This is a genomic window from Streptomyces sp. NBC_01477, from assembly GCF_036227245.1.
Classification (GTDB): domain Bacteria; phylum Actinomycetota; class Actinomycetes; order Streptomycetales; family Streptomycetaceae; genus Actinacidiphila.
In genome coordinates, this window is the sequence record NZ_CP109445.1 from 7,721,203 (window position 1) to 7,738,570 (window position 17,368).

General features: G+C 74.1%; 17 protein-coding genes. 10 read left to right on the top strand and 7 right to left on the bottom strand.

What is annotated here, in order from left to right:
- Positions 1-35 precede the first annotated feature (35 nt).
- Positions 36-626, top strand: a complete 591-nt coding sequence (locus OHA86_RS32890) for a GNAT family N-acetyltransferase (protein WP_329181242.1) — start codon at positions 36-38, stop codon at positions 624-626.
- Here OHA86_RS32890 and OHA86_RS32895 read toward each other — a convergent pair.
- Positions 596-2,119 carry an MFS transporter gene (locus OHA86_RS32895; protein ID WP_329181244.1) on the bottom strand — a complete coding sequence of 508 codons (1,524 nt, stop codon included), beginning with the start codon at positions 2,117-2,119 and terminating at the stop codon, positions 596-598. The genes OHA86_RS32890 and OHA86_RS32895 overlap by 31 nt on opposite strands.
- Before the next feature lie 129 nt (positions 2,120-2,248).
- Between OHA86_RS32895 and OHA86_RS32900 the strand changes: the two genes are divergently transcribed.
- Both OHA86_RS32900 and OHA86_RS32905 read left to right on the top strand, forming a co-directional pair.
- Complete coding sequence (locus tag OHA86_RS32900) at positions 2,249-2,824, top strand: winged helix-turn-helix transcriptional regulator (RefSeq protein ID WP_329181245.1); 576 nt, start codon at positions 2,249-2,251, stop codon at positions 2,822-2,824.
- Between the two features lie 23 nt (positions 2,825-2,847).
- The gene (locus OHA86_RS32905) at positions 2,848-3,882 is read left to right on the top strand and encodes an NUDIX hydrolase (protein ID WP_329181247.1); all 1,035 of its coding nucleotides are present in this window, start codon (positions 2,848-2,850) and stop codon (positions 3,880-3,882) included.
- A 59-nt stretch (positions 3,883-3,941) separates the two neighbouring features.
- Here OHA86_RS32905 and OHA86_RS32910 read toward each other — a convergent pair whose 3' ends face one another.
- A complete protein-coding gene (locus OHA86_RS32910) occupies positions 3,942-5,315 on the bottom strand; it encodes a dipeptidase (RefSeq protein WP_329181249.1) in 1,374 nt (457 codons plus the stop codon).
- A 161-nt stretch (positions 5,316-5,476) separates the two neighbouring features.
- Between OHA86_RS32910 and OHA86_RS32915 the strand changes: the two genes are divergently transcribed.
- A complete protein-coding gene (locus OHA86_RS32915; RefSeq protein WP_329181251.1) occupies positions 5,477-6,730 on the top strand; it encodes a geranylgeranyl reductase family protein in 1,254 nt (417 codons plus the stop codon).
- A gap of 57 nt (positions 6,731-6,787) precedes the next feature.
- Here the strand turns inward: OHA86_RS32915 and OHA86_RS32920 are convergent, their stop codons facing one another.
- Positions 6,788-7,285, bottom strand: a complete 498-nt coding sequence (locus tag OHA86_RS32920) for a nitroreductase family deazaflavin-dependent oxidoreductase (RefSeq protein WP_329181253.1) — start codon at positions 7,283-7,285, stop codon at positions 6,788-6,790.
- Positions 7,286-7,431: 146 nt separating this feature from the next.
- Between OHA86_RS32920 and OHA86_RS32925 the strand changes: the two genes are divergently transcribed.
- From OHA86_RS32925 to OHA86_RS32935, 3 genes are read left to right on the top strand one after another with little or no spacing between them, the layout of a single operon-like run.
- The gene (locus tag OHA86_RS32925; RefSeq protein ID WP_329181254.1) at positions 7,432-8,280 is read left to right on the top strand and encodes a TetR/AcrR family transcriptional regulator; all 849 of its coding nucleotides are present in this window, start codon (positions 7,432-7,434) and stop codon (positions 8,278-8,280) included.
- A 58-nt stretch (positions 8,281-8,338) separates the two neighbouring features.
- Positions 8,339-10,135, top strand: a complete 1,797-nt coding sequence (locus tag OHA86_RS36185; RefSeq protein WP_443071930.1) for a sensor histidine kinase — start codon at positions 8,339-8,341, stop codon at positions 10,133-10,135.
- Positions 10,132-10,797 (top strand): response regulator transcription factor, encoded by a 666-nt coding sequence (locus tag OHA86_RS32935; RefSeq protein WP_329181255.1) that lies wholly within the window; start codon positions 10,132-10,134, stop codon positions 10,795-10,797. The genes OHA86_RS36185 and OHA86_RS32935 overlap by 4 nt, the downstream gene beginning before the upstream one ends.
- Positions 10,798-11,044: 247 nt before the next feature.
- On the opposite strand, the gene OHA86_RS32940 is transcribed toward OHA86_RS32935, so the two are convergent.
- Complete coding sequence (locus tag OHA86_RS32940; RefSeq protein ID WP_329181257.1) at positions 11,045-12,649, bottom strand: MFS transporter; 1,605 nt, start codon at positions 12,647-12,649, stop codon at positions 11,045-11,047.
- An 85-nt stretch (positions 12,650-12,734) separates the two neighbouring features.
- Between OHA86_RS32940 and OHA86_RS32945 the strand changes: the two genes are divergently transcribed.
- Entirely contained in the window at positions 12,735-13,136 is a 402-nt protein-coding gene (locus tag OHA86_RS32945; RefSeq protein ID WP_329181260.1) for a MarR family winged helix-turn-helix transcriptional regulator, read from the top strand.
- Positions 13,137-13,181: 45 nt separating this feature from the next.
- On the opposite strand, the gene OHA86_RS32950 is transcribed toward OHA86_RS32945, so the two are convergent.
- Both OHA86_RS32950 and OHA86_RS32955 read right to left on the bottom strand, forming a co-directional pair.
- On the bottom strand, positions 13,182-13,553 hold the full coding sequence (locus OHA86_RS32950) for an SCO4225 family membrane protein (protein ID WP_329181261.1): 372 nt from the start codon (positions 13,551-13,553) through the stop codon (positions 13,182-13,184).
- Between the two features lie 100 nt (positions 13,554-13,653).
- Positions 13,654-14,946 carry an MFS transporter gene (locus tag OHA86_RS32955; RefSeq protein ID WP_443071931.1) on the bottom strand — a complete coding sequence of 431 codons (1,293 nt, stop codon included), beginning with the start codon at positions 14,944-14,946 and terminating at the stop codon, positions 13,654-13,656.
- A gap of 17 nt (positions 14,947-14,963) precedes the next feature.
- Here OHA86_RS32955 and OHA86_RS32960 point away from each other — a divergent pair, with 17 nt between their 5' ends.
- Positions 14,964-16,187 carry an ROK family protein gene (locus OHA86_RS32960; RefSeq protein WP_329181263.1) on the top strand — a complete coding sequence of 408 codons (1,224 nt, stop codon included), beginning with the start codon at positions 14,964-14,966 and terminating at the stop codon, positions 16,185-16,187.
- Positions 16,188-16,336: 149 nt separating this feature from the next.
- Complete coding sequence (locus tag OHA86_RS32965; RefSeq protein ID WP_329181264.1) at positions 16,337-16,642, top strand: SHOCT domain-containing protein; 306 nt, start codon at positions 16,337-16,339, stop codon at positions 16,640-16,642.
- A gap of 161 nt (positions 16,643-16,803) precedes the next feature.
- Here OHA86_RS32965 and OHA86_RS32970 read toward each other — a convergent pair whose 3' ends face one another.
- Complete coding sequence (locus tag OHA86_RS32970) at positions 16,804-17,331, bottom strand: ATP-binding protein (protein ID WP_329182645.1); 528 nt, start codon at positions 17,329-17,331, stop codon at positions 16,804-16,806.
- Between the last annotated feature and the right edge of the window lie 37 nt (positions 17,332-17,368).

Consider the following 17,368-nt stretch of genomic DNA (forward strand, 5'->3'; position numbering starts at 1 on the left):
GGACCGGCAGTTGCGCTGCCGCGTACGATCCGGCGATGACCTCTCCCGTCACCCTCAAGGCCGGCGCGACGCCGACGGCTCCCGCTCTCGTCCTGCGCCCCTGGTGCGCGGAGGACGTCGCTGCGCTGGTCGAGGTGCACCGGGATCCCGTGCTGCGGCGTTGGACGCGCTGTCCCGTGGACACTGAGGACGCGGGGCTGACGTGGGTGCGGGCCCAGGAGCGGGACTGGACAAGGGGCGAGCGGTTCGGCTTCGCCGTCCTTGAAGCGGCCCATGACGCGGGGCTCGGCGCAGGACTTGACGCGGCGCCGCCGCGGTTGGTGGGCCATGTGGTGCTCAAGGGCGTCGTCTCCGGTACGCCGTCCGCCGAGGTCGGCTACTGGACGGCGGCACAGGCGCGCGGGCGGGGTGTGGCCCCACGGGCCGTCGAGGCTCTCACCGCCTGGTCCTTCGAGGCCTTCCGGGCCGACGGCCTGGAACGCCTCGAACTCCTCCACCAGGTCGACAACCTGGCGTCCTGCCGCGTCGCCGGGAAGAGCGGCTACCGGCTCGACAGGACCCTGCCGTCGGCTCCTCCCGCCTACCCGCGCGACGGTCACCTGCACGTACGGCACGCCGCTGCCTGACCCTGCTTCGCCGCGGCAATTGCGGCGGCGCCGGAGCGGGCGGCCGTGCGGCGGGCACGACGGGCCAGCAGCAGGACGGCGCACGCGCCGGCGAGGCAGGCGGCGGAGCTGAGCAGGAAGGCGTGGTTGGCGCCGGTGGCCAGTGCGGCGGCGGGGGAGTGGCCGTGGGCCGCCGTCACGACCGAGACGGTCAGGGCGACGCCGAGGGCGGAGCCGACGTAGCGGGCGGTGTTGTTGGCGCCGGAACCCATCGCGCTGCGCTCGGCAGGCACGCCGGCGACCGCCAGCCGGGCCAGCGCCGCGTTGAGGATGCCGCTGCCGACACCGGCGACGGCGAGGCCCGGGAAGAGCCGGCCGTACGAGCCGCCGACGTGCATGCCGTACAGGGCGCCCTGGCCGACCGCGGAGATGGCCAGGCCGAGGGCGGCCTGGGTGTCGGCGCCGATGTGCGGCGCAAGGCGGCGGGCCAGCAGCGCGGACACCGCGGAGACGCCCGACCAGACCACGAAGAGCAGACTTGTCGACACCGCGCTGGTGCCGAGCACCCCCTGCACCATGGTCGGCAGACAGCTGAACAGGCCGACCACGGCCAGACCGGTGGTCAGCGCTCCGACTCCGGCGGCGAGGAAGGCGGGGCTGCGCCACAGGGCCGGGTCCAGCAGGGGTTCCGCCACCCGGCGCTCCACCGAGGCGAAGACGGCGAGCGCCAGGACGGCCGCGGCCAGCAGGACCAGTACGGCCGGCCGCAGCCAGCCGCCGCGGCTCTCCCCGAACCCGGCGACCAGCGCGGCCGTGCCGGCGCCGAGGGTGACCGCGCCCGCGACGTCGAGGCGGCGGGGGTGCTCGGCCCGCGACTCGGGGACTGTCGCGCTGAGCGCGGCCACCGGCACGGTGAGCAGCGCCAGGCCCCAGTAGAGCGACCGCCAGCCCCACTCCTGGGTGAGCAGGGCCGCGTAGACCGGGCCGATCGCGATACCGCCGCCGACGGTCGCGCCCCATATGCCCAGGGCGCGGACCCGGTGTTGCCCTGCCGGGTGGGCGTCGGCGATCAGGCCGAGGCCGGCGGCGAGCACGGCGGCGCTGGCCACGCCCTGGAGGATCCGGCCGGCCAGGAAGAGCGCGGTGTCGGGAGCGGTGGCCGACAGCGCGGTGGCGAGCAGCAGCAGGACCGCGCCCGCCGCGAACGTACGGCGCCGCCCGCGGGCGTCCGCGACGCTGCCCATGGTGAGCAGCAGGGCGGCCAGACCCACCGGTGTGCCGGTCAGCATCCAGGTCTCGGCGACCGCGCCCGAGTGCAGCCCGCGCGAGGTGGCGGCCAGCGTGGTGGCGGGGGCGGTGAACGCCATCAGCGTGACCAGGGTGCCCAGGCCGACGGTCAGCAGCGTCATCGCGGCGCCCGGCGCGGCTGCCGCACCCGGTCCGCCGTCGGGGTCCGGGTCAACGGGCGCGGCGGCGGCCGTCGCCGCGGTGCGCTGTGCGGCCTGGGCGTTCATCAGGTTTCCTCCGCTGGGGCGGTCGGGCCGGGAGCGCCGCGACAGTGAGTCTGGTCAATGAACTCGTTGGGGCGGAGTGCAGACTAGCACGTAAGTCTGTTCAATGAACCTGGCGGTAGGCTGGGCCGTATGGCACTCGGAACCGATTACGCCCAGCAGGACTGCTCGCTCGCCCGCGCCCTGGAGGTGGTCGGCGAGCGCTGGAGCCTGCTGATCGTGCGGGACGCCTTCTACGGCGTCCGCAGGTTCAACGACTTCCTGGTCCACCTGGACATCCCGCGGGCCGTGCTCACCGCGCGGCTGTCCGCGCTCACCGGGGCGGGAGTGCTGCGCAAGGAGGCCTATCAGCAGTCGCCCCCGCGGTACGACTACGTCCTCACCGACGCCGGCCTCGACCTGTGGCCGCCGCTGCATGCGCTGATGCGCTGGGGCGGGCTGCACGCCTCGGCGGGGGAGCCGGCCAGGACCTTCCACCACGCCGTCTGCGGCACCCGGCTGGACATGACCGGCGGCTGCCCGGTGTGCGGGGTGGCACAGGTGGCGCCCGCCGACGTCGAGAGGCGCTACCTGCGCCCCGGGGACCGTCCGGGCCGCGCCGACCCGGTCGCCGCCGCGCTCACCGCCCCGGCCCGGCTGCTGCAGCCGGTACGCGGCGCTGCCGGGGCCGGCGCGTTTGCCGGGGGCGATGATCCGGGCAATTCGTAGGGGTCAACGGATAAGGGGGCACCGTGATCATCTGGGTGAACGGGGCGTTCGGCGCGGGCAAATCCAGCGCCGCACGCGAGATGCTCGACCTCATACCGGAGAGCACCCTGTACGACCCCGACGTGCTCGGGGGCTGCCTGCGGCAACTGCTGCCGGAGAAGCGGCTCCAGGAGGTCACCGACTACCAGGAACTCCGTATCTGGCGGCGGTTGGTGGTCGAGACCGCCGCCGCACTGCTGGCCGAGGTCGGCGGGGTCCTCGTGGTCCCGATGACGCTGCTGCGCCAGGAGCACCGGGACGAGATCTTCGGCGGGCTCGCCTCGCGCGGGATCGAGGTACGGCATCTGCTGGTCGATCCCGGAGAAACGATCCTGCGATGTCGGATCACCGCGTGGACCGAAAACCCCGACCGTTCGCCGGTCGGCGAGCCGGCCCGGCGCTGGGCGCTGGAACGCATCCCCGACTACCTCGACGCGCTGCCCTGGCTGGCGCGTGACGCCCATGTGCTCCGCACCGCCGAGCTCACGCCGCGGGAGACGGCGCTGCGGCTCACCGAGGCGGTCGGCCGCGGCGAGGGTGCCTGCGGCATCGTACAGACTCCTGAGCCGCGGGCCGAGACGGTGGCGGCAGGAGTGCTGCTCTTCGACGACGCCGACCGTGTCCTGCTGGTCGACCCCACCTACAAACCCGGCTGGGAATTCCCCGGCGGAGTCGTCGAGCGCGGCGAGTCACCGGTGCGGGCCGGACACCGCGAGGTCGCCGAGGAACTGGGCATCGAGCTGACCCGCGGGCTCGAACTCCTCGTGGTCGACTGGGAGCCGCCGCACCCGCCGGGGCACGGCGGGCTGCGGCTGCTCTTCGACGGCGGCCGGGTGCCGACCGCCGACATCGGCCGGCTGATGCTGCCGCCCGCCGAACTCCGCGACTGGCGCTTCGTCACCGAGGACGAGGCCGCCGGCCTCCTGCCGCCGGTCCGGCTCGACCGGCTGCGCTGGGCGCTGCGCGCCCGCGAACAGGGCCGCCGCCTCAACCTGGAAGCCGGTCACCCGGTCGAATGACCCGCTGCCGGTCCCGCCCCCGGCGCTCGGGCGGGTCCGGCAGCACGCGCCCCCGGCGCTCAGCCCGCCGAGGCGGGCGCCTTCGACGCCGCATAGCGCTGCAGGAAGACCGCCTCCGCCAGCGCCAGCCGCTCCAACTCCTGCGGCGACACGCTCTCGTTGGCCGCGTGGATCTGCGCCTCCGGCTCGCTCAGCCCGATCAGCAGGATCTCCGCCTGCGGATAGAGCGTCGCCAGCGTGTTGCACAGCGGGATCGAACCGCCCTGCCCGGCGATCGACAGCTCCTGGCCGTACGCCTCCCGCATCGCCTCCGCCATCGCCTCGTAGGCCGGGCTGCTGGTGTCCGCCTGGAAGGGCTGGCCGCTGCCGCGCTGCGTCACCTCGACCCGGGCGCCCCACGGCGCCGCCGACCGCAGATGCTCCGTCAGGGCGTGCGAGGCCTGCTCCGCCGTCACGCCGGGCGGTATCCGTACGCTCACCAGCGCGCCCGCCGTGGCCTGCACCGAGGGCGTGGCGCCGATGACCGGGGGCGCGTCGATGCCCACCACGGTCACCGAGGGGCGGGCCCAGATGCGGTCGGCGACATTGCCCGTGCCGACCAGCTCCACCCCGTCGAGCACCTTGGCGTCCCGGCGGAAGTCCTCATCCGGATAGCTCAGCCCCGCCCATGTGCCGGAACCGTCCAGACCGTCGACGGTGGTCGCCCCCGAGGCGTCCCGCAGCGAATCGAGTATCCGGATCAGTGCCGCGAGCGCGTCGGGCGCCGCCCCGCCGAACTGGCCCGAGTGCAAGTTGCCCTCGAGCGTGGCCACCCGCAGCTCCAGCAGCACCATGCCGCGCAGCGTCGAGGTCACAGTCGGCACCCCGACCCGGAAATTCCCCGCGTCGCCGATCACGATCGCGTCGGCGGTGAGCAACTCGGGGTGCGCCTCGGCATACCGCTCAAGACCGCCGGTGCCCTGCTCCTCCGAACCCTCCACGATCACCTTGACGTTCACCGGCGCCCCGCCGTGCTCACGCAGCGCCCGCAGTGCCGTCAGATGCATCAGCAGCCCGCCCTTGCAGTCCGCGGAGCCCCGGCCGTACCACCGGCCGTCGCGCTCGGTCAGCTCGAACGGCGGTGACAGCCACGCCGACTCGTCCAGCGGCGGCTGCACGTCGTAGTGCGCGTACAGCAATACCGTGGGCGCGCCCGCGGGGCCCGGCAGCAGGCCGTAGACCGACTGGGTGCCGTCCGGCGTGTCGAGCAGGGCCACGTCCTGGAAGCCCTCGTCCCGCAGTGCTCCGGCCACCCAGGCCGCCGCCTTCTCGCTCTCGCTGCGCGGGAACTGCCGCTCGTCGGCCACCGACGCGAACGACACCAGCTCGGCCAGCTCGATACGGGCCCGGGGCATGAGTGAGGCGACGGTCTCGGACAGCGGAACGGACGGCATGGGCTGCTCCTCGCAAGAAATCAGGGGGCTGCTGTGGTGGTTGGCGTACGCAATGGGTCGCTGCCGATGGTGCCACAGCGAACCGAACCCGGGGGGCGCAATAGGATGCGCTGAGCAGGGGCGACGACAGCCGGACGGGCCGAGCGGGAGCGGAAACAGACGTGAGCGGTGAGCAGGCGGCGCAGGACAGCGGTGCGGGGGATGGCGAGACGCCAACGGTCTGGGACGTCGTGGTGATCGGAGCAGGCCCCGCGGGAGCGTCGGCCGCCCATGCGGCGGCGGTCACCGGCCGCCGGGTCCTGCTGCTGGAGAAGGCGGATCTCCCCAGGTACAAGACATGCGGCGGCGGCATCATCGGCCCTTCGCGGGACGCGCTGCCGCCCGGTTTCGAACTGCCGTTGCGCGACCGGGTGCACGCGGTCACCTTCAGCCTGAACGGCCGGCTGACCAGGACCAAGCGCTCCCGGCAGATGCTCTTCGGGCTGATCAACCGTCCCGAATTCGACGCGGCTCTGGTCGACGCGGCCCGCGAGGCCGGCGCTGAGGTGCGCACCGGTGTGACCGTCTCCCGGGTGGAGCAGCACGGCCCCGGTGTGCCCGACCGGCGCACGGTGGCGGTGATAGTGAACGGCAGCGGGGGAGCGCCGGGCAAGCGCGACGAGGAGATCGTCTACGCCCGCTCCGTGGTCGGAGCCGACGGCAGCGCCAGCCGGATAGGAGCACACGTCGGGGTCAAGCTCGACCAGGTCGACCTGGGCCTGGAGGCGGAGATCCCGGTACCGGCGGCCGTGGCGGAGGACTGGAGCGGCCGGGTCCTCATCGACTGGGGTCCGCTGCCCGGCAGTTACGGCTGGGTCTTCCCCAAGGGCGACTCCCTCACCGTGGGCGTCATCTCCGCCCGCGGCGACGGCGGCGCCACCAAGCGCTACCTGGACGACTTCATCGCCCGCCTCGGTCTGGCCGGCTTCGAGCCCAGCGTGTCCAGCGGGCACCTCACCCGCTGCCGCGCCGACGACTCGCCGCTGTCCCGCGGCCGGGTGCTGGTCTGCGGTGACGCGGCCGGACTGCTCGAACCCTGGACCCGCGAGGGCATCTCCTACGCGCTGCGCTCCGGCCGGCTCGCGGGGGAGTGGGCGGTCCGTATCGCCGAGTCGCACGACGCGGTGGACGCCCGTAGGCAGGCGCTCAACTACGCCTTCGCCGTCAAGGCCGGCCTCGGCGTCGAGATGGGCGTCGGCCGCCGGATGCTCACCCTCTTCGAGCGGCGCCCCGGCCTGCTGCACGCGGTGCTCACCACCTTCCCGCCGGCCTGGCGGGCCTTCGCCGGCATCACCCGCGGCAGCAGTTCGCTGGCCGAGATCGTCCGTACCCACCCGATGGCCCGCAGGGCGCTGGACAGCGTGAACCGGGCCTGACGGCCGGGCCGCAGCGGCAGCCGGGGGCGGCGCGCACGATCCGGCGCCCCCGGACCGTCACTCACCCCTGCCCGCGCCCCCTGCGCCGCGCCCGGCCTCTGCGGTCGGCGATATCCGGAAGACCGGGTGCTTGGGCGCTATCGCGCGCAGCTCCTCGGCGGTGGAATCCGGGCCGACGCCGCCGAAGAAGACCCCGACCTCGGCCTTCCAGCGCTTGAGGTACCCGCGCAATATCGGGGTCTTGTCGTCGTCGGCGACCTCCACCGCGGTGAACTCCTCGACCCTCTTCCCCAGATGCAGCCGGCCGCCGCCCGCCGCCCGCATGTTGTGCGTCCACTGGACGTGGCCGCGAGGAGCCACCAGATAGCGCTCGCCGTCCAGCGTGAGCACATTGACCGGTGTGGTGCGCCACTCACCGCTCTTGCGGCCCCGGACGGCCAGCACCCGGGAACCCCAGACGCTGAAACCGCGGCGGGTCAGGAACGCGACGGTGCGGTTGAGGACATTGACGGTGAACCAGCCGGGCTTCTGAACGTGCTGGACCTGCTCGGACATGAGGGTCTCTCCCGATTCTGTGAGCGCTGCTCTCGCTTGAGAACAGTGTGCCCGATCGGTGCGCCTCGAAGCAAGAGCACCGCTCTCTAATTTTTTCACGGCTCTCGTTCTTGGTCATCGCTCTTGGAAGTGGCACACTGGATTCCATGAGTGCGATCAGAGGAGCCAGGGAACGGGCCAGGGCGGAGATCACCGCGGCCATCAAGGAGGAGGCGGGCCGGCAGTTGGCCGTGCACGGACCTTCCGGTCTGTCGCTGCGCGCGGTCGCCCGCGAGCTCGGGATGGCGTCCTCGGCCCTCTACCGCTACTTCCCCAGCCGCGACGACCTGCTCACCGCCCTCATCATCGACGCCTACAACGCGATCGGCGCCGCCGCCGAGCAGGCGCTCGCCGGGGCCGATGCGGCGGTACCGCCCGCGCGGGCCGCCGCACCCGCCGACGGGATGCCCCCGGCCGCGGACCCGCTCGACCGCTGGGTCGCCGTGTGCCGCGCGGTCCGTGACTGGGCGGTCGGCCACCCCTACGAATACGCCCTGATCTACGGCTCGCCCGTGCCCGGCTACGCGGCGCCGCAGGACACGGTCGCACCCGCTTCCCGGGTCGCTCTCACACTGGTGTCGGTGGTCCGTGACGCCCACACCGCCGGCCTGCTCGGCGAGCCCGCCGGCCGCCCGCTGGCCGGTCCCGTGCGCGCGGACGCCGGGCGGCTCGCCGCCGAGCTGGCCCCCGAGCTGCCGATACGGGTGATCGCCGCGCTGGTCGCCGTGTGGGCCCAGGTCTTCGGCATCGTCAGCTTCGAGCTCTTCGGCCAGTTCAACCGGGTCGTGGAGGCTCGCGGCGAATTCTTCGAGCAGGCCGCGGTCTCGCTGGCCGCTCAGGTGGGGCTGCGTACGGACGGCGGCCCCCGGGCCGGTGCGATACCCGTCGGCGCAGCGGCGACCGCACCGGGCGGCAGCGCCGCGGCCGGCGGTGACGGCATACTCCCGGCGAAGTAGCCGCGGTGACCCCGAGCAGTGGATGCCGGTGCCGCGGGCCGCGGTCTAGCGTGGACGGATGACGCGCGAGGTGCAGCCGGAGGGTCCGCCGCGGCATGGGCTCTTCCCCGTCGGCCGGGGCGGTGGCGGCATGCCCTCGCTCTGGGTGCCCGCGCTGGCCCTGGCCTTCGTCCAGGTCGTCGGCTCCAGCGTGGCCGGACGGCACCAGACCGTGCGCGTCGACCTGGACCGGCTCGGCTGTCTGCTGCTGCTCGCGGGCCCCGCGCTGCTCCTGCTCCGCCGCCGCAGGCCGGTCGAGGTGGCCGCGGGCACCGCCGTGGTGACGCTGCTCTACACCGTTCTCGGCTATCCCTACGGGCCGGTCTTCGCCAGCCTCGTAGTCGCCTTCTTCAGCGCGGTGGCGGCCGGGCACCGCAGAGCCGTGCTCGTCGTGGCGGGCAGCGCCTACGTCGGCCACGTGCTGGTCGGCGAGTGGCTCTACCACTGGCTGCCGCCGTCCGGGGACACCCGGACGTCGTGGATGGAGCTGTCGGGCGCCGGGGCCTGGCTGCTCGCGGTGCTGGCCGGGGCGGAGCTGTTCCGGATGCGGCGCGAGCAGATCGCCAGGGAGCGGCGGGAGCGGGCCGAGGCGGAGCGGCGCCGGGTGGACGAGGAGCGGATGCGGATCGCCCGTGAGCTGCACGATGTGCTGGCGCACAGCATCTCGCTGATCAATGTGCAGGCCGGGGTCGCCCTCGCGCTGATCGACGAACGGCCCGAGCAGGCCCGCACCGCGCTCACCACCATCAAGGCGGCGAGCAAGGAGGCCCTCGGCGAGGTGCGGCAGGTGCTCAGTGCGCTGCGGGCGCCGGGCGAGGCACCGCGTACTCCCGCCCCGGGCCTGGACCGGCTGCCCGAGCTGCTGGACCAGGCCACGGCCGCCGGGCTGCAGGCCCAGGTGACCGCCGAGGGCGCCCGGGTGCCGCTGCCCCCGGGCGCCGACCTCGCCGCCTTCCGTATCGTTCAGGAGGCGTTGACGAACATCGTGCGGCACTCGGGATCGCGCACCGCGCGCGTACTCCTCGGGTATCGGTCCGACTGCGTCGAGGTACAGGTGGACGACGACGGGCCGGCGGTGACCGGCGGCGAGAGCGGCGGCGGCAACGGCCTGGTCGGCATGCGCGAACGCGCTGCCGCGCTGGGCGGCACGGTCGAGACGGGGCCGCGCCCCGGCGGCGGCTTCCGCGTACGGGCCAGGCTGCCGCTCGTCGCACCCGACCCGCTCGTCGCACCCGACCCGCTCGTCGCACCCGACCCGCTCGTCGCACCCGACCCGCGGGACCGGCCCGACCCGCGGGACCGGCCCGACCACACCGGGCCGCTGCCCGCGGAGGAGCCCGCCCTCAGCGGGCCGCCACCAGCAGATGACCCCGCCCCTGCCGGGCCGCCGTCCTCCGGGGATGCCGCCCCTGCCGGGCCGCTGCCCGCGGCAGACCCTGCCCCTGCCGGGCCGCCGTCTGGGGTGGACCTCGCCTCGGGTGGGTCGCCGCCCGTGCCCGGGTCGGGTGCGCGCGCCGGTCAGGAGGTCACGCGTGGCCCCGGTGCCCCCGCCGGACGGTCGGCCGTCGAAGCCCCTGTCTCCACCGGGTCACCGGCCCTGGACGATCCTGCCCTCGCCGGGGCGCTGTCCTCCGGGGATGCTGCCCCTGCCGGGCCGCTGCCCGTGGCCGACCCTGCCCCTGCCGGGCCGCCACCCGCCCGCGACCAGGGCACCGCCATGAGTGCCGAGCGCCCCGCCACCAATGCCGCCGACAGGGGCCGGCCGTACGATGCGGGTCGGCGGCTGGGGATGACCGCCGCCGAGGAGCGACCATGATCCGCGTTGTGCTGGCCGACGACCAGGCGCTGGTGCGGGCGGGGTTCCGGGCGCTGCTCGACGCGCAGAGCGACATCGAGGTCGTCGGGGAGGCGGCCAACGGGCAGCAGGCACTGGAGGCGGTGCGCGAACTGCGCCCGGCCGCCGTGCTGATGGACATCCGGATGCCGGTGATGGACGGGCTCGCCGCCACCCGGCACATCACCGGCGACACCGCGCTCGAACAGGTGAAAGTGGTCGTCCTGACCACGTTCGAGCTGGACGAATACGTCTTCGAGGCGATCCGCGCCGGCGCGTCGGGCTTCCTGGTCAAGGACACCGAGCCGGCCGAACTCCTGCGGGCGGTCCGCGCGGTGGTGGCCGGCGACGCGCTGCTGTCGCCCGGCGTCACCCGCCGGCTGATCGCCGAATTCGCCGCCCGTTCCAAGGAGCCGGCGGCGATGAGCGCCCTCGACCAGCTCACCGACCGCGAGCGCGAGGTGATGGCGCTGGCCGGTATCGGCCTGTCCAACGACGAGATCGCCCGCCGCCTGGTGGTCAGCCCGCTCACCGCGAAGACCCACGTCAGCCGGGCCATGACCAAACTGGGCGCCCGCGACCGTGCCCAGCTGGTCGTGCTGGCCTACGAATCCGGCCTGGTACGCCCGGGCTGGCTCGGCTGACCCCGGCGGACCGCCGCCGCAGGCCCGTACCTGCGCCACCTCGGCGCTGCCCAGGCCCGTACCTGCGCCACCTCGGCGCCGCCCAGGCCCGTACCTGCGCCACCTCGGCGCCGCCCAGGCCCGTCCTCGCACAAGCTCGGCCCCCAGGTCGGTGCCTGCTAGCCCCGTACACCCCTACAAGCCCGGCCCCGCACCGGAAAGGCGCGGGGCCGGGGCCGGGCGGGGGAAGCCGCAGGCACGCGGGGAATCAGTCGCGCACCGCGCCCCCGTCCGAGGCGGAGGCAGGCCCGGACGCCGACCCGGAGACAACCGGAGCCGCCGCCGGAACCGGAGCCGCAGACCCCGCCCCGGACCCGGGGACCGATCCGCCCTCGCCCCGCACGGCCCACCGCGCCTCGTCGTCGGCCGACGACGCGACGAGGATGCCGTACGAGGGCCGCCGGGAGCGCAGCCCCGACGCGGTGAGCAGCAGGCCGACCACACCGATGCCGGTGACCACCCACAGAGCCGGCCGGTAGCTGTCGAGCACCGCCTGCTTGCCGCCGCCGTGGCCGCCGGTGTTGGCGGTGACCACCGCGGTGACGACCGCCAGGAAGATCGCGCCGCCGACCTGGAAGGAGGTGTTGAGCAGGCCGGAGACCATGCCCTGCTCCTCGTCCCTGACGCCGTTGGTGGCCTGGATGTTGAGCGAGGGGAAGGCCAGCGCGAAGGCCGCGCCGAGCAGCAGCATCGACGGGAGGATGACGGCCGGGTAGCTCGGGTGCAGGTCGATCCGCAGGAAGAGCGCGTAGCCGGCGACCAGCGACGCGAAGCCGGCCGCGATCACCCGCATGGTGCCGAACCGGTCCACGATCGGCCCCATCCGGGTGGACAGGATGGCGACCAGCGAGCCGGCGGGCAGGAAGGCGAGCGCGGTCTGCATGGCGCTGTAGCCGAGCACGTTCTGCAGATACTGCGTGACCAGGAACTGGAAGCCGATGTAGGAGCCGAAGAAGGTGGCGCCGCCGAGATTGGCGCGGACCTGGTGCGAGGAGCGGAGCACCGCGAGCCGGATCAGCGGGTGGGACGAGCGGTGCTCGATCGCGACGAACGCCGCGAGCAGCGCCGCGACGGCGGCGAAGGAGCCGAGCGTACGGGCCGAGGCCCAGCCGGCACTCGACGCCGAGACCACGGTGAACACCAGCAGCAGCATCGACGCGGTGCCGGTGACGGCGCCCGGCAGGTCGTAACCGCGGCCCTCGGTGCTGTCGCGCGGGGTCTTCGGGATCAGCTTCAGGCCGGCGATCAGGGCGATCAGGGCGACCGGCGCGGGCAGCAGCATCGTCCAGCGCCAGCCCGCCTCGGTCAGGAAGCCGGAGAGCACCAGGCCCATCGAGAAGCCGGTGGCGCCGCAGCTGGAGTAAATCGTCAGGGCGCGGTTGCGCACCGGGCCCTCGGCGAAGCTGGTGGTGATGATCGACAGGCCGGCCGGCGCGGTGAACGCGGCGCTCAGGCCCTTGATGAAGCGGGTGGCGATCAGCAGCGAGCCCGAGTCGACCAGGCCGCCGAGCAGCGAGGCGACGGCGAAGATGCCGAGTGCGACGAGGAAGACGCGGCGCCTGCCGAGCAGGTCGGCCGCCCGGCCGCCGAGCAGCAGCAGGCCGCCGTAGCCGAGGATGTAGCCGCTGACGACCCACTGCAGCGAGTTCGTGGACAGGTGGAGGTCGTCGCCGATCGAGGGGAGCGCCACGCCGACCATCGAGACGTCGAGTGCGTCGAGGAAGAGCGCGCCGCAGAGCACGAAGAGCGTGCCCCATTGCAGGGCACTCCACCGCTCTTCGGTCCGGGGGACGGTGGTTGACGGAGAAGTCATGAGCGGTAGATTACATGCACGCGCATCGGATGCAAGTGCATTTAATGTCCGTGCATCAGGGTCCGTTTTCTGCTACCCTGCGGGCATGACCGTGGACAAGAGTGAGCGGGCGCTGGAGCGCGAGTGGCGGGAGATCCTCGCCATCCATGCGCGTACGGCGTGCGAACTCGATCGTGAGCTGCACCAGTACGGGCTCTGCGCGAGCGATTTCGAGGTGCTCGACGTCCTTGCGGGCGATCCCGAGGACGGCGGCTGCACCTTCCGTGTGCAGGAACTGGCCGACCGGGTGCACCTCAGCCAGAGCGCGCTGTCCCGCCTCGTCGCCAGGCTGGAGAAGGACGGCCTGGTCGACCGCGGCATCTGCACCGAGGACCGGCGCGGCGTCTACGTCGCGATCACCGAGGGCGGCAGGCAGCGTTACGAGCAGGCCCGCCCCGGCCACCGTGCCGTACTGGAGCGGATGCTCGCCCGGCCCGCCCAGGTGTGACGCCCGGCGTACGAGCCGAGGGGCCGTGGAGCTGCCGACCCGGCCTCAGGAGCGCCGGGCCGGGGCGGTCGCGGTGCGCCGGCGGGAGTATCTGGCCGCGTAACCGAGCAGGACGGCGTTGAGCGCGGCCGAGACCAGCGCGGCGGCCACCGCCAGCGCCCACCCGGACCAGCCGAAGGCCGTCGTCCTGGCGTCGAGCCCGCCGGCCGACGCGACCAGTGACCAGAGCAGCGGCGTCCAGGGCAGCGTCACCACCAGCAGCAGGAAAGCGGTGGGCGAGGCGTGCCGGTGCGAAATCAGCGCGGTGTCCAGGAGCAGCAGCAGCGTGGCGATGCCGACCACGACCAGGTAGATCCGGGACAGCCGCTCCCTGTGCGCCAGGCGGGTGGCGTTGACCAGCCAGGTCGGTATGCGCATCGCTCCTCCTCGGGCCCGCTGCGGGCTCGGCCGGTCAGGGGCTCCCCGCGGCCGCCCCCAGCATCCCCCGGTCCGGCGTTGCGGGCGCCTGTGATGTGCATCAAGTCCTGCGGCCGCTGTTGCGTACCGCGTAGGCGATGACGGCGGCGACCGCGGCCAGCGCCGACACCGTGGTCAGCGCGATCGGCAGCCCTATGGCGTCGGTCAGGAAGCCGATCGAGGGCGGCCCGAGCAGCATGCCCCCGTAGCCGAGGGTGGAGGCGGCGGCGACCCCGCTCGCGCCGGTCAGCGCGCCCGCCCTCGCGATCGTGGTCGGGAAGCTGTTGGCCAGGCCGAGGCCGGTGAGCGCGAAGCCCAGGATCACCAGCGGGATCACCGGTGCCAGGGCGCCGAGCAGCATGCCGCCGGCCGCGGTGAGCCCGCCCAGCACCAGTACCCGGGTCTGGCCGAGCCGCTCCAGCAGGGCGGTGCCGGTCAGCCTGCCCAGGGTCATCATGAGCGCCACCGCCGCGTATCCGGCCGCCGCGATCCCGGGGCCGCCGTGCAGGTCCTGCTGGATGTGCAGCGGCCCCCATTCGGCGAGCGCCCCCTCGCCGTACGACGAGCACGCCGCGATCAGGCCGAAGACCGCGACCAGCAGGCGGGTGTGCCGCACACCGCCGGGCGAGGACGCGGACGTGGGCGCGGAATTGGACGTGGACGCGCGCTCGGCGGCGGGCGCGGCGGCCTCGGAGCGCGCGGAGGCCGTGGCCTGGGCGATGTGCTCCCGCGGTACCTCGATCGGGTGAGCCAGCAGGACGCGTCCCGCGAAGGCGACGGTGAGCAGGCCGACCGGGGTGAGCAGCAGCAGATGCGTGGCGGGCGACAGGTGGGGCGCGAGCAGTCCGCCCAGGCTGGCGCCGATCAGCCCGCCCAGGCTGTACGCGGCGTGGAAGCTCGACATGACCGGTCGGCGCAGCGCGGCGACCAGTTCGACGGCGACGCTGTTCATCGCGACGTTCAGACCGCCGTACGATACGCCGAACACCAGCAGGACCAGGCCGAGTGCGAGTGCCGAGTGCGTTCGCGGCGGCAGGGCGATGCTCAGCGAGAGGACGGCGCCGGTCGCCAGGGTGACGCGGTCGCTGCCGAAGCGCCGGCACAGCCGTCCGGTGAGCACCATCGTCGCCACGGCGCCCGCGGACACGCCGAGCAGCGCCAGCCCCAACTGGCCCGCGGAGGCGCCCGCCTGGGCTTTGATGGCGGGGATGCGCACCACCCAGCTGGCGAAGAGGAAGCCGTCCACGGCGAAGAAGACGGTGAGGGCGAGGCGCAGGCGGCGCAGCGCGGGGTCGATGGCGGGAGCGTGGTGGGACCGGCCCAGGGCCGTCCCTATTTTGTTTAGCGTCGGCACAAAGTCAGAATAGGGGGGTGACACAGATTCGGACAAGGCTTGAGCGGGGCCGCGGTGCACTCGGTCCCGCGCTCTCCCTCGTGCACACCGGCCGCGCGGCGACCCGCGCACTGCTCACCGCTGAACTGGGGGTGACCCGTGCGACCGCGGGTGCGGTCGCCGCGGAGTTGGAGGCGCTGGGGCTGATCCGGGTGGACACCCGGCCGAGCGGCCCCTCCGGGGCGCAGGGCCGCCCCTCGCACCGGCTCGACGTGGCGCCCGAGGGGCCTGTCGTGCTGGCCGCCCAGGTGCACGCGGACGGCTTCCGTGCCGCGCTCGTGGGGCTCGGCGGGGAGATCGTGGCCACCGCGCCCGGCAGTATGACCGTACCGGCCGACCCCGCGCACGTGCTGGGCGCGGTCGTCGAGGCCGGCGCCGCGCTGCTGCTCGGGTCGGGTCGGCTGTGTGTCGGGGCGGGCCTGGCGGTGCCGTCCGCGGTCGCGGAGCCCGAGGGCACCGCGCTCAACCCGCTGCATCTGGCCTGGCCCGCGGGCGCCCCGGTGCGCGAGGTCTTCGCGGGCCAGATCGCCCGGGTGGGCATCCTCGGCCCCGACGGCGACCCGGTCGCGTCCTTCGTGGGCAACGACGTCAATGTGGCGGCGCTGGCCGAGCACCGGCACGGCGCCGGGCGCGGCGCGCAGCACCTGCTCGTGGTCGCGTCGGGCCACCGCGGCGTCGGCGGCGCACTGGTGCTCGACGGCCGCCTGCACACGGGGAGTTCCGGGCTCGCGCTGGAGGTCGGCCACCTCACCGTGCAGCCCGACGGGCGCCCCTGCCACTGCGGCAGCCGCGGCTGCCTGGACGTGGAGGCGGACCCGCTGGCCTTCCTCGAAGCGGCCGGCCGGGTCCCCGGCCCCGAGGTGTCGCTGCTCGAACAGTGCCGCGACCTGCTCCGTACGGAGTACGCGGACCCGGCCGTCAAGGCCGCCGCGCACATGCTGATCGACCGGCTCGGCCGCGGCCTGGCCGGGATGGTCAACGTCCTGAACCCCGACCGCATCCTGCTCGGCGGCCTGCACCGCCATCTGCTCGACGCCGACCCGGAGGCGCTGCGCGCGGTGGTGGCCGACCACAGCCTGTGGGGCCGCAGCGGCAGCGTGCCGGTGCTGGCCTGCGCCCTGGACCACAACAGCCTGGTGGGCGCGGCCGAGCTGGCCTGGCAGCCGGTGCTCGACGACCCGCTGACGGCGCTGGGCGGCTGACGGGCGCCCGCCGGGTGCGGCGCCCGCGCCGCCGCGTACTCCGCGCGGAGCAGCCCCGCTGCCGCCGGCCGTACGACGATTTCGGCGGCGGGGAGCGGCAGGCTCGGTGGTGTCGGGAGAACCCGCACCATCCGAGGAGATGACGGACGATGAACACCCTGGCGTGGCATGACGGAGGGCCCGGCCCGTGGATCCTGTTCCTCCCCCTGGCCTGGGTGTTCGCGGTGGCCGCCGTGGTCACCGTGCTGCGCCGCACGGTGTGGCGCGGGCGCGGCGGGCCGTGGCGGCAGACCTGGCCGCCGGCGGGCGAGCACAGCCCGCCGGCGGTGCTCGGGCGGCGGTTCGCCTCCGGCGAGATCGACGAGGAGGAGTATTGGCGGCGGATGTCGGTGCTGGAGGAGCACTTCGCCCGTGACCCGCGCGACCTCCGCGGCGGCAGGAACGCCGCCCTGTGATTGGCCTGACGGCAGCCCGCGCGGCCCGCGTCATGGACGCGGCCGAGGTCCACGGCGCCGCGGACGCGCCCGCAGGCCCGTCCAGGGCCGGGCGCCGCCTCCCGGTGGGGAGGCGGCGCCCGGCCTGCGGTCCGCCTGCGGGCACGCCCGCAGTGCCGCGGTCAGGCCGCGGCGGCGATCCGCTCGGGCAACGGCACCGGCTCGGGCATCGCGCGGTCGAACGGCATGGTCGTCCGCATCGGCACCAGCGTCGGTACGGTCAGCGGGGTGCGCAGGACGAACCACACGACCTTGCCCGTCTCCCCGGGCAGCAGGTCGGTGCCCCAGCTGTCGCTCATCGCCTCGACCATGGCGAGCCCTCGCCCGGTGGTGGCCATCGGCTCCACCGGCCTCAGCTGCGGAAGTCGCGGGTCGTGGTCGGTGACGGCCACGGTGAGACGGTCGTCGGCGAGGGTCAGCCGTACGCCGCACTTCTTGTCCGGCTGCGCGTGCCGGTGCACATTCGCCAGCAGCTCGCTGGTGGCGCTCGCCGCGGGCTCGATCAGCGGATCGAGGCGCCAGTAGCGCAGCTGCGCGGACACAATGCGGCGGATCTGCTGGATCCGGTACGGATGCGCGTCGAGTGCGAGTGTGCACTCGCGTTCTGTTCGATGGGTCGGGTCGGTCCTGTCGGTCTGGTCGACTTGCATGATCACGGCTGCGACTCCCTCCGCGGCTGGGCCGCGC